At 37.8% G+C, this 16,698-nt stretch carries 16 protein-coding genes; 5 read left to right on the top strand and 11 right to left on the bottom strand.

All coding sequences use genetic code 11. The features are described 5' to 3' along the window. The first annotated feature begins 219 nt into the window (after nucleotides 1-219). The gene (omp38, locus tag IEV17_RS11020; protein WP_004664695.1) at nucleotides 220-1,278 is read left to right on the top strand and encodes an outer membrane protein Omp38; all 1,059 of its coding nucleotides are present in this window, start codon (nucleotides 220-222) and stop codon (nucleotides 1,276-1,278) included. Between the two features lie 146 nt (nucleotides 1,279-1,424). Here the strand turns inward: omp38 and IEV17_RS11015 are convergent, their stop codons facing one another. From IEV17_RS11015 to IEV17_RS10995, 5 genes are all read right to left on the bottom strand, one after another. Next, nucleotides 1,425-1,583 (bottom strand): hypothetical protein, encoded by a 159-nt coding sequence (locus tag IEV17_RS11015; RefSeq protein ID WP_004664694.1) that lies wholly within the window; start codon nucleotides 1,581-1,583, stop codon nucleotides 1,425-1,427. 4 nt (nucleotides 1,584-1,587) lie between these two features. Then, a complete protein-coding gene (locus tag IEV17_RS11010) occupies nucleotides 1,588-2,793 on the bottom strand; it encodes an RtcB family protein (RefSeq protein WP_004664693.1) in 1,206 nt (401 codons plus the stop codon). Nucleotides 2,794-3,046: 253 nt separating this feature from the next. Continuing rightward, nucleotides 3,047-4,504 (bottom strand): amino acid permease, encoded by a 1,458-nt coding sequence (locus IEV17_RS11005; protein ID WP_004664692.1) that lies wholly within the window; start codon nucleotides 4,502-4,504, stop codon nucleotides 3,047-3,049. An 18-nt stretch (nucleotides 4,505-4,522) separates the two neighbouring features. Next, nucleotides 4,523-5,539, bottom strand: a complete 1,017-nt coding sequence (locus tag IEV17_RS11000; protein ID WP_004664691.1) for a methyltransferase — start codon at nucleotides 5,537-5,539, stop codon at nucleotides 4,523-4,525. Between the two features lie 62 nt (nucleotides 5,540-5,601). After that, nucleotides 5,602-6,960, bottom strand: a complete 1,359-nt coding sequence (locus IEV17_RS10995; protein WP_004664690.1) for a uracil-xanthine permease family protein — start codon at nucleotides 6,958-6,960, stop codon at nucleotides 5,602-5,604. A 176-nt stretch (nucleotides 6,961-7,136) separates the two neighbouring features. Between IEV17_RS10995 and typA the strand changes: the two genes are divergently transcribed. The 3 genes from typA (at nucleotide 7,137) to IEV17_RS10980 (ending at nucleotide 10,137) form a co-directional block, all read left to right on the top strand. Further along, nucleotides 7,137-8,972 (top strand): translational GTPase TypA, encoded by a 1,836-nt coding sequence (typA, locus tag IEV17_RS10990; RefSeq protein ID WP_004664688.1) that lies wholly within the window; start codon nucleotides 7,137-7,139, stop codon nucleotides 8,970-8,972. Between the two features lie 245 nt (nucleotides 8,973-9,217). Next, nucleotides 9,218-9,646 carry a large conductance mechanosensitive channel protein MscL gene (gene mscL / locus IEV17_RS10985; RefSeq protein WP_004664687.1) on the top strand — a complete coding sequence of 143 codons (429 nt, stop codon included), beginning with the start codon at nucleotides 9,218-9,220 and terminating at the stop codon, nucleotides 9,644-9,646. Between the two features lie 152 nt (nucleotides 9,647-9,798). Continuing rightward, nucleotides 9,799-10,137 (top strand): gamma-glutamylcyclotransferase family protein, encoded by a 339-nt coding sequence (locus IEV17_RS10980; protein ID WP_004664685.1) that lies wholly within the window; start codon nucleotides 9,799-9,801, stop codon nucleotides 10,135-10,137. A 41-nt stretch (nucleotides 10,138-10,178) separates the two neighbouring features. Here IEV17_RS10980 and IEV17_RS10975 read toward each other — a convergent pair whose 3' ends face one another. Beyond that, a complete protein-coding gene (locus tag IEV17_RS10975; protein ID WP_004664683.1) occupies nucleotides 10,179-10,469 on the bottom strand; it encodes a peptidylprolyl isomerase in 291 nt (96 codons plus the stop codon). Between the two features lie 33 nt (nucleotides 10,470-10,502). Beyond that, nucleotides 10,503-11,324: a bifunctional DNA-formamidopyrimidine glycosylase/DNA-(apurinic or apyrimidinic site) lyase gene (mutM, locus tag IEV17_RS10970; RefSeq protein WP_004664682.1), complete on the bottom strand. Its 822-nt coding sequence runs from the start codon at nucleotides 11,322-11,324 to the stop codon at nucleotides 10,503-10,505. A 206-nt stretch (nucleotides 11,325-11,530) separates the two neighbouring features. Between mutM and IEV17_RS10965 the strand changes: the two genes are divergently transcribed. Further along, a complete protein-coding gene (locus IEV17_RS10965) occupies nucleotides 11,531-13,660 on the top strand; it encodes a TonB-dependent receptor domain-containing protein (RefSeq protein WP_004664681.1) in 2,130 nt (709 codons plus the stop codon). Between the two features lie 45 nt (nucleotides 13,661-13,705). Here IEV17_RS10965 and IEV17_RS10960 read toward each other — a convergent pair whose 3' ends face one another. The 4 genes from IEV17_RS10960 to IEV17_RS10945 all read right to left on the bottom strand — a co-directional run bounded on the left by IEV17_RS10960 (nucleotide 13,706) and on the right by IEV17_RS10945 (nucleotide 16,557). Beyond that, nucleotides 13,706-14,509, bottom strand: coding sequence for a tetratricopeptide repeat protein (locus IEV17_RS10960; RefSeq protein ID WP_004664680.1), 804 nt, complete (start codon nucleotides 14,507-14,509; stop codon nucleotides 13,706-13,708). A gap of 216 nt (nucleotides 14,510-14,725) precedes the next feature. Beyond that, nucleotides 14,726-15,457: a DsbC family protein gene (locus IEV17_RS10955; RefSeq protein ID WP_034602050.1), complete on the bottom strand. Its 732-nt coding sequence runs from the start codon at nucleotides 15,455-15,457 to the stop codon at nucleotides 14,726-14,728. Between the two features lie 74 nt (nucleotides 15,458-15,531). Continuing rightward, nucleotides 15,532-15,852 (bottom strand): low molecular weight protein tyrosine phosphatase family protein, encoded by a 321-nt coding sequence (locus IEV17_RS10950; protein ID WP_004664677.1) that lies wholly within the window; start codon nucleotides 15,850-15,852, stop codon nucleotides 15,532-15,534. Between the two features lie 12 nt (nucleotides 15,853-15,864). After that, entirely contained in the window at nucleotides 15,865-16,557 is a 693-nt protein-coding gene (locus IEV17_RS10945; RefSeq protein ID WP_227554469.1) for a DsbC family protein, read from the bottom strand. Between the last annotated feature and the right edge of the window lie 141 nt (nucleotides 16,558-16,698).

The following is a 16,698-nucleotide window of genomic DNA, read 5'->3' as shown; positions in this document are numbered from 1 at the left end:
TTGAAAATTTACTGAACTACAACGGAAATTGTAAGAAATTTTGTCAATAATTTACGAGGTTAAAGTTATCAAGCACTTGGAAAAATCATCAAGTGTTTGTATGATTCAAAGTGAAGTGAATAGCTTAAAAATAATACTGTAAACATTTTTATGTTCGCAGGGCCAAAAATCATAGGCTAAGCTTGAACAACAAACAATTGTTATCTCTGGAGGATATCCATGAAATTGAGTCGTATTGCACTTGCTATGCTTGTTGCTGCTCCTTTAGCTGCTGCTAATGCGGGTGTAACAGTAACTCCATTATTGCTTGGTTACACGTTTCAAGATACTAAGCATAACAACAGTGCTGAAAATTTAACGAGTAGTGCTGAGTTACAAGACGATTTATTCGTTGGCGCTGCATTAGGTGTTGAGTTAACCCCGTGGTTAGGTTTCGAAGCAGAATATAACCAAGTTAAAGGTGATGTTGATAGCCTTGCTCCTAACTCTGAGTACAAACAACAGCAAATCAACGGTAACTTCTATGTTACTTCTGATTTAATCACTAAAAATTATGACAGCAAAATCAAACCTTATGTATTGTTGGGTGCTGGCCATTATAAATATACGTTTACTGATGCAACTGCTGCTGACTTAGGTCGTACTGATCGTGGTTTGAAAGAAGAAGGTACTTTAGGTAATGCCGGTTTTGGTGCTTTCTGGCGCTTAAATGATGCTTTATCTCTACGTACAGAAGCTCGCGGTACTTATAATATCGATGAAAACTTCTGGAACTATACAGCACTTGCTGGTTTAAACGTAGTTCTTGGTGGTCACTTGAAACCAGCTGCTCCAGTAGTAGAAGTTGCTCCAGTTGAACCAACTCCAGTTGCTCCACAACCACAAGAGTTGACTGAAGATCTTAACATGGAACTTCGCGTATTCTTTGATACGAACAAGTCTGATATCAAACCACAATACAAGTCTGAAATCGCGAAAGTAGCTGAGAAATTAGCTGAATACCCGAATGCGACTGCACGTATTGAAGGTCACACTGATAACACTGGTCCACGTAAGTTAAACGAACGTTTATCTTTAGCTCGTGCTAACTCTGTTAAATCAGCGCTTGTTAACGAATATAACGTTAACGAATCTCGCTTGACTACTCAAGGTTTTGCTTGGGATCAACCGATTGCTGACAACAAAACTAAAGAAGGTCGTGCTATGAACCGTCGCGTATTTGCTGCGATCACTGGTAGCCGTACTGTTTTAGTACAACCAGGTCAACAAGCTCAATAATTTGAGTTTTTGAACTGAATAAAAAAGCGACTCTGATGAGTCGCTTTTTTATATGGGTTTGTATACAAGTGATTTGAATATATAAACATTTTGATTACTCCTGCAAAATAATTTGACTGATGTGTTTAATTAATATTTTCTAGAAGTTACCAAACTTCTTTTCTAAGCTGTTGTTTGGTATTTTGTCTTTCTCGACGGTGCTGAGCTCTAGGTTTTTCTGTTTCGTGGATTCCTCCTTTTTGTAGTAAAGGGGAGAGCGCAACAGGATTACGAACTTTGATTTTAGGTATTGCTTTAAGTTTCATCTATTTAACCTTTTATACATAGAACTTGTTTAAGGGTGTGCACGATTTCGATTAAATCTGATTGGTTTGCCATGACTTGATCAATATCTTTATATGCACTTGGTATTTCGTCAATTACACCACTGTCTTTACGACATTCAATACCTTGGGTCTGCTGAATCAAATCCTCTTGACCAAAAAGTAATTTGGCTTTACTACGGCTCATTTTTCTTCCTGCACCATGCGAACATGAGCAGAATGATTCAGGGTTAGCTTTGCCCTTCACAATATAGGAGCGAGCCCCCATTGAACCAGGAATAATGCCTAATTCATTTTGACCAGCACGAATTGCACCTTTTCGAGTAATCAGGAGATCTTCACCAAAGTGATTTTCTTGGCTGACATAATTGTGGTGGCAGTTAATCGCTTCTTTAGTCAATTGAAAGGATGGGAGTAGTGGTCGAATTGCTTCTAAAATGAGACGCATCATTTCACGTCTATTCTCAAAAGCATATTCCTGTGCCCATTCCACCGCTTCAACATAGTCATTAAAACTATTTGAGCCTTCTGCAAAATAACTCAAGTCCTTATCTGGGACATGCCCAAATCGATGTTGAGCTTCTTTCTTTGCTAGCTCGATAAAATAAGTTCCAATCACATTACCTAAACCACGGCTACCAGAATGTAGCATCACCCAAATGTCTTGATTTTCATCTAAACAGAGTTCGATAAAGTGATTGCCACCGCCTAAGGTACCGAGTTGTTTTTGCCATGTCGCATCAAACTTTCTGAGCATCCGAACTAAGCCAGGGTGCTTTTTAATGATCGGCTGCAAGCGTTTTTCCAGTGGAATAATGCTTGAGGCTTTCGCCTTGATTTGTTTGTGTAACTCAAAGCCTACAGGGACTTTACGTTCAATTGCATGGCGTAAAGGTGCGAGATTATCTGGCAACTGTGATGCTTTGAGATTGAGTCGAATAGCATTCATGCCACAACCGATGTCGACACCAACAGCAGCGGGAATAATCGCGTGTTTTGTTGGAATGACGCTACCTACGGTCGCACCTTTACCGACATGTACATCAGGCATCACGGCGATATGCGAATACACAAATTGCAGTTGTGCCATTTTTTTTAGTTGTTCAATGCTTTCGCTATCAATATCATTGGTGAATATTTTTACTGGAACACCATATTCAGCATTAGCATTAAGTATTTTTTGTATGCCCATTTTCTTATCTCAGGTATTTTAATTTTTCGTCCGAATAGGCATAAAAAAACCTAGCGAATGCTAGGTTAAATAGAGCATTCGGACAAGTGATTCTGATTTGTACACTTGTCCGTGAGTCGACAGTGCCAAATCTTAAGTTGTTGTTCCTTGTATTGCTGGCATGATGTCGTCCTCCTATATAATAGTGCAGCTGAAAATATGAGCTGCTGATTTTACTCATATTTACTTAAGGGTCAAGTGAATTTTTGGCTTTTTATTCGCCTTCTTTCACGTTCATATCTTTATATGCAATCAATTTGGTTTTGTACTTCCATTTATAACCCAACCAAATCGCCAAAAATAATGGAATACTGATATAGGTTGAAACTAAGCCTAACCAATCAACTTTACCACCCAGCACAGCTTGATAGTTTTGTCCTAAAATAATGATAGAGCAGAGAACAAAGGCAAACCAAGGTGCAAATGGGAAAAACTTGGCACGATAAGCAAGATCTTCAAGTTTATGCCCCTGAGCAATATAGCCTTTACGGAAACGATAATGTGAAATGGCAATACCCAACCAGACGATAAAACCACACATCCCAGACATATTTAACAACCAGTTAAACACTTGTTTTTCGCCGATAAAGGTGGTCAAGAAACATAATGCAGCAACTGCTGTTGTTGCATAAAGTGCATTCATGGGTACGCCACGACTATCAAGTTTTGAGAACCATTTAGGCGCTCGTCCTTCTTTTGCCATATCGAATAGCATACGCGTAGATGAGTACATCCCAGAGTTACCTGCAGATAAAATCGCACTGAGAATAACGGCATTCATCAAACTTGCAGCAAAGGCAAAGCCTGCTTTTTCATACAGTAAGGTAAATGGTGAGAGAGCAATATCTTCACTTTGTGCCGCTTTTAATAGAAGTGGGTCATCGTAGCTCACCAATGTACCAATGATAAAAATACACAAAATATAAAACAGTAAAATACGCCAGAAGATTTGTTTAATCGCTAAAGGAATCGTTTTCTTTGGATCTTTAGATTCACCTGCGGCAACGCCAACCATTTCAGTTCCTTGGAAGGAGAATCCAGCGATCATGGCAACACCGATCAGGGCTTGTAAGCCACCAACAAACGGTGCATCTTTATAATGCCAGTGTTGAAAGGTTGATACATTCGGTGTCATCATAATTTTAGCAATCATCCAGATACCGATGATGATAAACACAATAATTGCAATCACTTTAATCAAAGAAAATAAGAATTCACTTTCACCAAAGCCTTTTACCGTCAATGCATTAATTGCAAAAATAATGGCAAGGAAGATTGCACTCCAGTAAAACCCAGGAATATCTGGAAACCAGAATTTCATGATGAACTGAACTGCGACCAATTCAAAAGCAACAGTGATTGCCCAGTTATACCAATAGTTCCAGCCTAAGGCGAAACCAAAACCATCTTCGACATAACGACTGCCATAGGTGAAGAATGCACCTGAAGTTGGATTGTGTGTTGCTAATTCACCGAGACTCGTCATCAAGAAATAAATCATGATTCCGATAAGGGCATAGGCCAATAACGCACCACCAGGACCTGCTGTTGCAATCGTTGAACCTGAAGCAAGGAATAAACCTGTACCAATTGATCCACCAATGGCGATCATATTTAGATGGCGTGCTCCGAGCTGACGCTGAAGGTGTTGAGGAGCAGATGTATCGCTCATAAAAATTCCTTAAACTGTTTATTTCGCACAGGCATATAACACTTTGAATCCCTCTTGATCTGCCTTCACAAGACATTGACCAAAGCTCTGCTCAATCAGAGGTGGATAATTTAGAAAACGATTAGCCACGATCCATAGTTCACCTGAACTTTTCAGATGCTTTTTCGCCAATTGGCAGAGTTCTTCACTTGCATCGTAATTGGTATGAATGCCTTGATGAAAAGGTGGATTACTTACGATGGCATCTAGATCTTTAGGTGCATCAACAAAACCTGTGACAGGCTGTAGATGTAGCTGTGCTAAGTTCAGATCATTTTTTTGAAAAGTGAACTCAGTAGACCGTAATGCAAATGCATCCACATCAAGTGCAAAAATGTGCTGGTTTGCATTTATTTTGGCTAAATAAGCACTAATAATTCCAGCACCGCAACCAAAGTCGGCAATCTTACCTGATTTTACTTGGCTCAGGTAAGGGAGTAATACGGCTGTTCCAATATCTAAATGATCTTGACTAAATACACCAGGCAAGGCACAGATATTTAACTGTTCTTGATCTATTTGAACTGTATAAGTTTTTAACCAGTGTTCAAGTGGTTTTAACTGCTCTGTTCTTTCGATCTTCATTTGCCAAAGTTGGCAGTGACGTGCACTGTCAAGTTTTAGTGTTTTGCCATATTGCAATAATTGTTTTGCTGCCCGCTCAACGCCCCCTTTTTTTTCACCAACCAGAAAAATATTGTGATCAAGTTTTAAATGGCTAACGACAACGTGCAGAATATAATTTAGTAATTCTTTCGACTTGGGAACGAAAATAACAACCTGATCAAACGTTGCTTGTGGAAACTCAACTGAGAAATGTGAATTTATACCACTGCTTTGAAAACCTTGATGATCAGCATAATTCCAAGTCCAGACAGACGCTTGTACTTGGCTAGGTAAATTTTTGGCGAATTGATCGTTGGGCGCATTAATCAGTAAAACTTGCCCATTTAAATAATCTTGTTGTCGTATAACGACTTCACTACGTGGATCCATTTTGATCTCTCATCAAAAACAAAGCCCAGTGGTGAAACTGGGCAATTACGATGGTTAAAAGACTATTTTTGAGTTTCAGGTAAAACAATATTTAAAATCAACGCGGCAATACCACCCGTTGCAACACCTGAGCTGAAAATGTTTTTGAATAATTCAGGAAGATGTTCAAGGATTTGTGGAACTTGTGCTACACCTAAACCTAATGCAAGTGAAATCGCAATAATCAGTAAAGCGCGGCGGTCAAGATGGATACTTGAAAGAATATTAATTCCAGATGCAGCCACCGCACCAAACATCACCATTACCGCACCACCTAGCACTGCTTGGGGAACAGCTTGAATTACAGCCGCTACAGCAGGGAAGAGACCTAAAATGATCAATAAGATTGCAATCCAGATCCCGACATAACGACTTGCCACACCAGTGAGTTGAATCACGCCATTGTTTTGTGCAAATACTGAACTTGGGAAGGTGTTGAAGATACCTGCTAAAAATGAGTTAGCACCATTCACAAGTACACCACCTTTAATGCGTTGCATCCAAATGGGGCCGTCTACAGGTTGGTTAGAGATTTTGCTGGTCGCTGTCACATCGCCAATGGCTTCAAGTGAAGTAACGAGATAGATGAATGCCATTGGAATGAACAAGCTCCAAGAGAAGCTTAGACCAAAATGCATCGGCGTAGGAATCTGAATTAATGGGGCGTCTTGCAATACGGAAAAGTTTAAATGACCCATAAAGCCTGCAAGAATGTAACCAATCACCAATGCGATTAAAATTGCTGAACTTTTTACCCAAATAATTTGAACACGATTCAATAAAATAATGACCGCCAGTACTGTACAGGACATGATCAGATTGTCTGTATTGGCAAAAGTATGATCTTGCATAGCCATATAACCGCCTCCCATGCTAATCAGACCTTCTTTAATCAGTGTTAAACCAATTAAAAGAACAACGATACCTGTAACTAAAGGGGTAATTAATTGTTTTACCCAAGGTAAAATCCGAGACACGCCCATTTCAATAAATGAGCCTGCAATTACCACACCGAAAATAGCAGCCATCACTTGCTCAACAGGCGTACCTGCAGCAACCATGGCGCTACCAATACCAATAATTGGGCCAATAAAGTTAAAACTTGTACCTTGAACAATCAATAGTCCTGCACCGAAAGGACCAACCTTTTTACACTGTAAAAAGGTTGCAATTCCTGAGATGATCAGAGACATTGAAAGGATCATATTGGTGTCTTCACGAGATACACCAAGTGCTAAGCAAATTAATAATCCTGGAGTAACAATTGGGACTAAAATTGCTAAAAGATGTTGTAAAGCCGCTAAAAATGCGATGAACGGTTTTGGACGATCATTGAGTCCGTAGACGAGATCAAGTGGCTGTTGGGGTTGAGAATTTGACATGGGAGTATAAGAAAAGCGATAAGCAATAGTGGAATATTCTAATAGAGTTAGCCTACTTTACCAACGATTCTGAAACAGTTCGTCCGAAAAAAAGTTTCATGTCAACAAACTGTCACTACTAAAGTTTAGGATTTTTCTATATAATCTGCCCTCAAATTTTAAGCGTATCGAATTCTATGTCTGATATTAAGAATCTCCGCAATATCGCAATTATTGCGCACGTCGACCACGGTAAAACCACGCTTGTCGATAAATTACTTCAACAATCTGGTGCTTTGGGTGACCGTGCAGGCGAGATTGAGCGTGTCATGGACTCGAATGCGCTTGAAAGTGAACGTGGTATTACTATTCTTGCAAAAAATACGTCAATTACGTGGTTAGATCAACGTACTGACACAACTTACCGTATCAATATCGTAGACACCCCAGGACACGCGGACTTCGGCGGTGAAGTTGAACGTGTAATGTCGATGGTTGACTGCGTATTGCTTCTTGTTGACTCTCAAGAAGGTCCAATGCCACAAACTCGCTTCGTAACGCAAAAAGCATTCGCGCGTGGTTTGAAGCCAATCGTAATTATCAACAAAGTTGATAAGCCAAGTGCACGTTGTGACTGGGTAATCGATCAAGTATTTGACTTGTTTGATAACTTGGGTGCAACTGATGAACAGTTAGATTTCCCAATCGTTTACGCTTCTGGTTTACGTGGTGTAGCTGGTCCTTCTCCTGAAGAATTAGCGGAAGATATGACACCATTGTTCCAAACTATCGTTGATATCGTTGAACCACCAGCAGTTGATGTTGATGGTCCATTCCAAATGCAGATTTCTTCACTTGACTATAACAGCTTCGTTGGTGTTATCGGTGTTGGTCGTATTCAGCGTGGTGGTGTAAAAACGAATACTCCTGTGACTGTGATTGATAAAGAAGGCAATACACGTAACGGTCGTATCTTAAAAATCATGGGTTACCACGGTTTAGAGCGTATTGATGTTGAAGAAGCATCAGCAGGTGATATCGTTTGTATCACTGGTATTGATGCACTCAATATTTCTGACACAATTTGTGATCAAAAAAATGTAGAAGCTTTGCCACCATTGTCTGTAGATGAACCTACGGTTTCGATGACATTCCAAGTAAACAACTCACCGTTTGCTGGTAAAGAAGGTAAATTTGTAACTTCACGTAATATTCGTGAACGTCTTGATCGTGAATTGATTCACAACGTAGCATTACGCGTTGAAGATACTGACAGTCCAGACCGTTTTAAAGTTTCTGGTCGTGGTGAACTTCACCTTTCAGTATTGATTGAAAATATGCGTCGTGAAGGCTTTGAAATGGGCGTATCACGTCCACAAGTGATCATGAAAGAAGTCGATGGCGAAAGACAAGAGCCATACGAAAACGTAACGTTTGATGTTGAAGAACAACATCAAGGTTCAGTAATGGAACAAATGGGTCACCGTAAAGGCGAAATGACCAATATGGAAGTTGACGGAAAAGGTCGTATCCGTATTGAAGCAACTGTACCTTCACGTGGTTTAATCGGTTTCCGTTCTGAGTTCTTAACCATGACTTCTGGTACAGGGATCATGACATCAAGCTTCTCTCATTACGGTCCTGTTAAGCAAGGTACTGTTGCGAAGCGTCAAAACGGTGTATTGATTTCTATGGTTCAAGGTACTTGCTTGGGCTATGCATTATTTAGTTTACAAGACCGTGGTCGTTTATTCGCTAAACCTCAGTTAGAAGTTTATGAAGGTATGATCGTGGGTATTAACTCTCGTTCGGACGATATGGTTGTTAACCCAACTAAAGCAAAACAATTAACCAACGTTCGTGCGTCTGGTACTGATGATGCTTTAACTTTGACGCCTGCAATTGAATACACGCTTGAACAAGCACTTGAATTCATTGAAGATGATGAGTTAGTTGAAGTAACACCAAAATCGATCCGTATTCGTAAACGTTACTTAACTGAAAACGAACGTAAGCGTAACCGTGATAAATAATTTTTCTTCACTGAAAAATGACAAAACCGCTAAATTTATTTAGCGGTTTTTTATTGCATAAATTTCAGGGTCGGGACATGCTTAAACACATATTTTTATTAAAATAAAAAGTGTTGTTAAAGTGTGAAATAGCTTTCTTTTTTTGATAAAAATATTAAATTATCAACATTATGTGGATAGCCGCACCTGTGTAATAAACAATGCAAAAATGGGTTGCGATTAAGTTCAACTCTGGAGAGTTATAAATGAGTATTATTCAAGAATTTAAAGAATTTGCCATCAAAGGCAATATGATGGATCTTGCCATTGGTGTCATCATTGGTGGTGCATTCGGTAAAATTATTGATTCATTGGTGAAAGATATCATCATGCCACTTATTTCAGTTATTACTGGTGGGGGTGTTGATTTTACGCAGAAGTTTATTGTGCTCGGAGACAATCCAAATAATTTACAGTCTTTAGATCAATTGACGAAAGCAGGTGTCAATGTTTTGACCTATGGTAATTTCTTAACGATCTTTATTAATTTCATTATTTTGGCATGGGTTGTGTTTCTTATGGTGAAAGTAATGAACCGTATGCGTAAACAAGAAGAAGCAGCGCCAGCTGAACCAGCAGCAACGCCTGAAGATATTCAATTATTACGTGAAATTAGAGATTCTTTGAAAAAATAAGTACTCATTATTTTCATAAAAAACGGCATTTTAAAATGCCGTTTTTTATGGGGTATCTGAATCATATTTAGTGAATAATGCATCGTTTTACATAGAAAATTTAATGCTTTCATTTTAAGATGCTGTACAAACTCAAAGAGGGATTAACCAATATGAATCGATTATTTGTATATGGCACATTATGCCCAAATCGAGAAAATGCGCATATCCTTGCAGCGATTGATGGAGAATGGAATAAGGGATCTGTTCATGGAACTGTGCATATATTAGATTGGGGACCAGACAAAGGTTTACCTGCCTTAGTTTTAGCTGAACAAGATCCATTAATCATGGGATATTTATTCAGCACGGAAAAATTAGAACAAAACTGGCAAATGTTAGATGAGTTTGAAGGATTCCAATATGAGCGAGTTGTTGCTGAGGTTGTCTTGGAATCTGGTGAAAAAATAGATGCATGGACTTATGTGATGAAACCGCAGGAATTAAAATAACTGAGAAGAGGAGAGAGCTTAAAATAATTAAGCTCAAACCATTATCTTAAGCCATCCATGCGAAATTTCACTTCAATTAAGTGAAAACCAAATTGGCTTTTGATCGGGCCGTGTAAGATTCGTTCTGCTGCTGTAAAAACTAATTTATCAATAACAGGGACCAATTGCCCCTTTTTCACTTCACCGAGTTCGCCCCCACGTTTAGCTGAGTTGCAAGTGGAGTATTGTTTGGCGATTTTGCTAAAATCAGCACCAGACTGAATTCGTTTTTTTAGCTGTTCGGCTAAGTCTTTATCTTTGACGAGAATATGTCGAACAATTGCGGTTTGCATAAGGTTGTTCTCCTTGATTGCATCTTAAATGATCTATACTTTGCTTAGATTCAAAGGTTGGCATTGTGGACAAAATACACTAGCACGTTGACCTAACTTTAAGTTTTCTAATGTAGTTTCACAATTAACACACATCTCACCTGCGCGACCATAAGCTAAAAGTGTCTGCTGAAAATAGCCATTTTCACCCATGGCATTACTATAGTCACGCAAAGTTGATCCACCTAAATCAATTGCTTGTTTTAAGATGCGTTTTACTTCGGTGACTAACTTTTCCACTTGTGCTTTGCTCAGTGTCGAAGCAGGTTGTGCAGGATGAACTCCAATGTTGAATAAACTTTCAGTTGCATAAATATTGCCAACACCAACCACTACATGGTTATCCATTAAAGCAATTTTGATGCCGACATTTTTTTTAGCTAATTTTTCATACAAATATGTTGGATTAAAATCTTGAGTTAATGGTTCTGGGCCTAGCGTATCAATCAATTTACTTTGATTGGTTTCATCTAACCACAGGATACACCCAAAGCGCCGTGGGTCATGGTAGCGGAGTTGCTGATTTTCAAATTCGATCACAAGATGGTCATGTTTTTTTAATTCATCACTGGATTGACATAGGCGAAAGCTTCCTGACATACCTAAGTGCCAAAGCATTTGATCTTGTTCAAATTCGGCCAGAATATATTTGGAACGACGTTTGAGTTGAATTAAACGTTGACCAATTAATTTTTCAAGATCATCAGGAATAGGCCAGCGCAAACTAGGATTGTGTACTCTTACAGCTTGTACACGTTGCTCTAAAAGCGGCAGTAAACTGGTTTTTGTGGTTTCAACTTCAGGAAGTTCGGGCATAGTGAGCTCAAGTTGTTTCAACAACAATACAATGAGGGCAAATGTTTAACTTACAATTATGAAGATATTTAATTTGATTAGCTAATCATCATTAAAATTGATTTTTGGTTTTTTTAGCTAAGGTTAAAGATGTAATCTAATTATAAAATAATGAAATACTTACTTTAAAAAGCTTGCCCTTAAATTCTGTGAAACAAGGAATTTTCATGCCTTTAGTAAAAACAAATTTTTTATACGGTTGTGTTGCAATAAGCATGGGTTTAAATGGTTCTTTTGCTTGGGCTGTTGAATCAGAAGTCAATAAACCTATACAACTTCCGACAATCAAGGTCGAAGCAACTCGTACTGACACAGCTTATATGGAAACACCAGCATCAATTTTTAGGGTGGATATGCCTAAAAATGATCAGAGCTTAGAAGTTAATTTAACTGAGGTTGTGAAGGGGATACCTAGCGTTCAACTGCGCAATCGAGAAAATTATGCACAAGATTTACAACTTTCTATGCGTGGTTTTGGTGCGCGTTCCACATTTGGAGTTCGTGGAATTCGTTTATATACCGATGGTATTCCTGCCACGATGCCAGATGGACAAGGGCAAACCTCAAATATTGATTTAAGTAGTTTAAGTCATCTTGAAGTATTAACAGGTCCATTTTCTTCGTTATATGGAAATTCTTCAGGAGGTGCGATTCTAGCAACAACAAAGGAAGGACAGGGCAAAGATTCGATAGAGATGAGTTATGCGGGCGGTAGTCATCACAAAAATCATGCTGGTTTAGTTTTACAAGGCGGTTCAAAAAATCAAAATGAACCAAGCTATATGATTAGCTCATCCTATTTTGATACAGATGGTTATCGCGATCATAGCGGTGCAGAAAAAGTCTTAAACAATGCAAAACTCACATGGAATTTAGATGATGGTAGCAAAATTAATTGGATCACAAACTATGTGAACATTGATGCTGATGATCCAGGTGGGTTAACTCGTGTAGAAAAGGAAAGTAATCCTAAACAAGTGGCTAAAAATGTTTTGGATTACAATGCTCGGAAAAAAATTGACCAAACCCAAACTGGGGTCACATGGTCAAAGCCCATAAATGATCAAAATGAAATTTACGTAATGAGTTATATAGGACAACGTCATGTAACTCAGTATCAATCTATTCCGCAAATAACTCAGACTAATCCTAATACGCCTTATCAAGCGGGCGGAGTCATTGATTTTAAACGTGACTATTATGGTGCCGACTTTCGTTGGACAGGAAAAGATTTGTTGCCACGTACCCAATTCAGTGCAGGGCTTGCAATTGATGGGATGAATGAGAGTCGACAAGGATATCTGAACTTTAATGACACTGGTGAAAAAGGTATTAAAGGTGCTTTACGTCGAGATGAAAGAAACGCTTTGTGGAATATAGATCCATATTTACAAGCTGCTTGGTACTTTTTACCTGCGATGCGGCTTGATACTGGTGTTCGTTATAGTAATGTGCATTACCAATCCAACGACCATTATATTGTTGGATTGAATGGTGATAACAGTGGAAAAACGACTTACCAAGAGGTTCTACCTTCAATCGCTCTGAGCTGGCAGATTATCCCTCAAGCCTTAATCTACGCAAGTTATGCCAAAGGTTTTGAGACCCCGACATTTACGGAGATGGCTTATCCTGCACAAGGTGGAGCAAGTAGCTTAGATTTAAAACCCTCTAAAAGTGATAATTATGAGCTAGGCTTAAAATCATCAAATGTATTTGGTGATTTTAATTTGGCAACATTCTATATTCAGACCAAAGACGATATCGTCGCTGCAGAAAATATAGGTGGGCGAGCAACCTTTCGTAATGCCGAAAAGACTTTACGTAAGGGCGTTGAATTTGCATGGAATAAAAAGTTTTGGAAAGATTTGGTTGTTAATGCAAGTTATGCCTATTTAGATGCAACTTTTGACTCTACAGTACCCGCGATTGGAAAAGTTGCTCAAATTCCTGAAGGTAATGTCATTCCTGGTATTGCAAAAAACCAAGCTTTTATTGGTTTTTCTTGGAAACCAGAACAGGGGTTTTATGCAGGGCTTGATACCCAATTCATGGATAAAGTTTATGTGAATGATATGAATGGTGATGCAGCAGAGAGTTATACAATTGCATCGGCTTATACAGGATATACATTTCACTATACGGATTGGAGTTTAAATGGATTTGCCCGTATAGATAATTTATTTAATAAACAATATGTCGGTTCAGTGATTGTGAATGAAGGAAATAATCGTTTCTTTGAACCTGCGGATGGACGAAATTGGAGTGCTGGGATTAAGTTAAGCAAACAATTTTAAATAAAAAGCAGCACTCTATAGAATTGCAGTGCTGCTGAATTGATTTTAGTTCTTTGTTTTTACTGAAGCTGCTTTTTTTGCAGCAATTGCTTCTTCAACTTTAGCCAATGATTCCTTCGCATTTGGATAGTTAGCTGCTGCTAAGCGAGCAAAAATATTTTTTGCTTGCTCTAAATCTTGGTCAACAATACCTCCATTTGCTAGCATATTACCGAGAACCATTAAAGATGGTGCATAACCTTTTTTAGCTAATTCCTTAATAGTATCAATTGCTTGAATTCTCATGATCGGATTTTTATTTTTTACACCAACACTCAGATCATAGATCGCTTTTAAATGTTTCGCTGGATAATAATCCTTTCGTAGCAATGGTAATAGTTTCTGAACAGCAATCTGATCATATTCAGGTTTGCCTTGCTCAAATAATATTTTTGCTGTTTCTACTATTGCTTCATCAGAGCCTTGATTCGAGGCTTTATCTAAATACTCTTTATATTTTTGATTATTTTTAGTGATGCCCAAATCACCATTGTGATAAGCCTGCGCTAACGTATAACTGGCTTGAGCAAAGCCTTTATTTGATGCATCTTGATAATGTTGTACGGCTTTCTTTTCATCCTTTACTGTGCCTTGACCAACTTGAGTCATATAACCTAGGTTATAAATTGCTTGGGCATTCCCTGTATCGGCGAGACGTTGCATTTCTTGAAACGCAGCAGGGTAGTTTTTTGCTTCGTATAGTTTAGTTGCTTGAGCAAATGCATCTGGTTTTGCAGTTACTTTACTATCAGCCGCAAATGTTGAATGACTTGTAGCAAGAATTAAGCTGGCAATCAGCAACTTTTTCATTTTATTTATTCCTTTCACAGATATCTGCTTTAATCCATTACATGGCAGTTTTTAATGCCTTCATCATAAAAGTTTGGTGTGAAATGTAAATATAGATTTTGTATAAATCTTGCTTAATTAATTTATTTTAATTTTTATATTATTAATATAAATCAGAATCTTATGTTGTAAGTGGTGGCTTGTTAATCAACTGAAAAGCCACCACTTAATTAGATACTATTTTTTAGTTTGTGCTTCTAATAGAAGTTGTTCAATTTGTTGAGCATTTTGTGGTAAGCCTGCGACTCTAGTGCCATTTTCAAGGAAGATTGTAGGTGTCCCACTAATTTCTAGATTTTGTCCTAAAGCAATATTTTTCTGTACAGGTGTTTCACATGTACCTGAATTTTGAGCTAACTTACGATGTAGCATGTAATCTTCCCAAGCCTCATATTGGTTTTTTGCACACCAAATTTTATTTGCTGCAGTTTCAGCTTGTGGATGCAGTTTCTTAAGTGGGAATAAAAAAATGTAGACCGTTACATTGTCGATAGAGGTCATGTATTGTTCAAGTTTTTGACAATATGGGCAATCGGGATCGGTAAAGACATATAAAGTACGTTCGCCTTTACCTTTAATGTGTTTAATGGCTTGCTTGAGAGGTAGTTGTTTTACATCAATTTTACTCAGTTCAGAAATACGATCTTCTGTTAGGTTTTTCTGATTTTTTACATCGAGTAAATTGCCAAAGAAAAGATATTTAGCATTTTCATCTGTATAGATAATCTTGCCAGACACATAGACTTCATAAATTCCATTTAATGGAGATGGGGTGACTGAAGTAACGGGAATATCTGGATAATTTTGTTTAAAGTTTTGTTCTAAGGTTTTGCTATCAGCATGTACTATTTGTAAGCTTAATAGACTCAGTGATAAGGCTGATAGCCAAGTTTTGATGGTTATTTTCATTTGAGAGAGATATTGTTGAGAATAGTCGAACAATAGCGCTCATTTATATTTTCGACAAGAAGTGAAATCAGAATTTATTTTAAATATGGTCGTATTGCCAATTGCAGTAATTCAATCAGCTCGGGATCCATATAGTGGTATTCATCTGGTATATCGAGCACGAACAGTTTTTTATGTAGCAATTGTTTGGAAAATTGTTCTGTGATCTGTTGTTTGTGTCGAGATTCCATAACAAAAATTTGTTCAGCCCATAGAATATCTTTGATTGAAATCGTATGTTTAGCATTACGACTGGTTCCTGCTGAACGGGTATGTAGACCATACCCGTTTGCGAAAATACGTTCTGCTGTTGGACTACGCCATTGATTGCGACTGCAAATAAAGAGAGTATTCAATTAAGCACCAAATTAATGATCAGTATTGTTAATAAAATCTTCTAAACTTTCGAGTTGAGGTACTCCTACAATTCTATGACCTTTAGAATTAAATATCGTTGGTGTTAGATTAATCCGATATTTTTTAGTCATTATCATATTTTGATCTATAGGCTGATCACATGAGTTATTTCTTTGATTGGGTTTAGCGCCATCTAATAAATAGGTTTTCCATGCTTTAACCGGATCTGTTGAGCACCAAATATTCTTAGATGTTTCAATCGCTGAGGGGTGTAGATGTGTTAAACCCATAGGGAATGTATAGATCGTTATGTTATCCACTTCTTCAAGAATACCTTGTAAGGCCTGACAAGCAGGACAATCTGGATCGGCAAAAACATATAAAACTCTTTCACCATTTCCTTTGATCTCTTTTAATGCATTTGCAGTGGGTAGTTGTTTGGGGTTAATTGCATAATGCTTTTGATAGTTGAAGTCCGCTATGTTCTGCATATTTTCAAGATCAATAATATCTCCAGAAATTAAATATCGACCAGAAGCATCTATCCATATAGAGCCTCTGATGTTTGAAAGCGTATAAAGATCTGGAATAGGTGTTTTATCTATAAATTCTGGTTTTAATTCATTAGGGAGATTTTGGATTCTTTGATTAATTTTTTCTGTGTTAGCAAAACTAGATTGCATATTAAATAAAGCGGTAGCCATCGTAATCATAAAAATTAATATAGATTTAAGCACAGATAATTCCGATAAATTGAATAAAATAAAAAAGTATTTGTTTTAAATAAGAGTATATGCTTAATTTTAATTAAAGGATCTTATTTATACTTAAAAAGCCCTAGTAAA

The sequence above is a fragment of the Acinetobacter modestus genome (genome assembly GCF_014636095.1).
GTDB classification, from domain to species: Bacteria; Pseudomonadota; Gammaproteobacteria; order Pseudomonadales; family Moraxellaceae; genus Acinetobacter; species Acinetobacter modestus.
The sequence above is the reverse complement of the archived record's forward strand: the minus strand, read 5'-3'. Positions and strand labels throughout refer to the sequence as shown.

What these genes read in the sequence shown, in the direction of transcription:
- omp38 (WP_004664695.1), top strand. Translation starts at nt 220, where the DNA reads ATGAAATTGAGTCGTATTGCACTTGCTATGCTTGTTGCTGCTCCTTTA.
- IEV17_RS11015 (WP_004664694.1), bottom strand. Translation starts at nt 1,583, where the DNA reads ATGAAACTTAAAGCAATACCTAAAATCAAAGTTCGTAATCCTGTTGCG.
- IEV17_RS11010 (WP_004664693.1), bottom strand. Translation starts at nt 2,793, where the DNA reads ATGGGCATACAAAAAATACTTAATGCTAATGCTGAATATGGTGTTCCA.
- IEV17_RS11005 (WP_004664692.1), bottom strand. Translation starts at nt 4,504, where the DNA reads ATGAGCGATACATCTGCTCCTCAACACCTTCAGCGTCAGCTCGGAGCA.
- IEV17_RS11000 (WP_004664691.1), bottom strand. Translation starts at nt 5,539, where the DNA reads ATGGATCCACGTAGTGAAGTCGTTATACGACAACAAGATTATTTAAAT.
- IEV17_RS10995 (WP_004664690.1), bottom strand. Translation starts at nt 6,960, where the DNA reads ATGTCAAATTCTCAACCCCAACAGCCACTTGATCTCGTCTACGGACTC.
- typA (WP_004664688.1), top strand. Translation starts at nt 7,137, where the DNA reads ATGTCTGATATTAAGAATCTCCGCAATATCGCAATTATTGCGCACGTC.
- mscL (WP_004664687.1), top strand. Translation starts at nt 9,218, where the DNA reads ATGAGTATTATTCAAGAATTTAAAGAATTTGCCATCAAAGGCAATATG.
- IEV17_RS10980 (WP_004664685.1), top strand. Translation starts at nt 9,799, where the DNA reads ATGAATCGATTATTTGTATATGGCACATTATGCCCAAATCGAGAAAAT.
- IEV17_RS10975 (WP_004664683.1), bottom strand. Translation starts at nt 10,469, where the DNA reads ATGCAAACCGCAATTGTTCGACATATTCTCGTCAAAGATAAAGACTTA.
- mutM (WP_004664682.1), bottom strand. Translation starts at nt 11,324, where the DNA reads ATGCCCGAACTTCCTGAAGTTGAAACCACAAAAACCAGTTTACTGCCG.
- IEV17_RS10965 (WP_004664681.1), top strand. Translation starts at nt 11,531, where the DNA reads ATGCCTTTAGTAAAAACAAATTTTTTATACGGTTGTGTTGCAATAAGC.
- IEV17_RS10960 (WP_004664680.1), bottom strand. Translation starts at nt 14,509, where the DNA reads ATGAAAAAGTTGCTGATTGCCAGCTTAATTCTTGCTACAAGTCATTCA.
- IEV17_RS10955 (WP_034602050.1), bottom strand. Translation starts at nt 15,457, where the DNA reads ATGAAAATAACCATCAAAACTTGGCTATCAGCCTTATCACTGAGTCTA.
- IEV17_RS10945 (WP_227554469.1), bottom strand. Translation starts at nt 16,557, where the DNA reads ATGGCTACCGCTTTATTTAATATGCAATCTAGTTTTGCTAACACAGAA.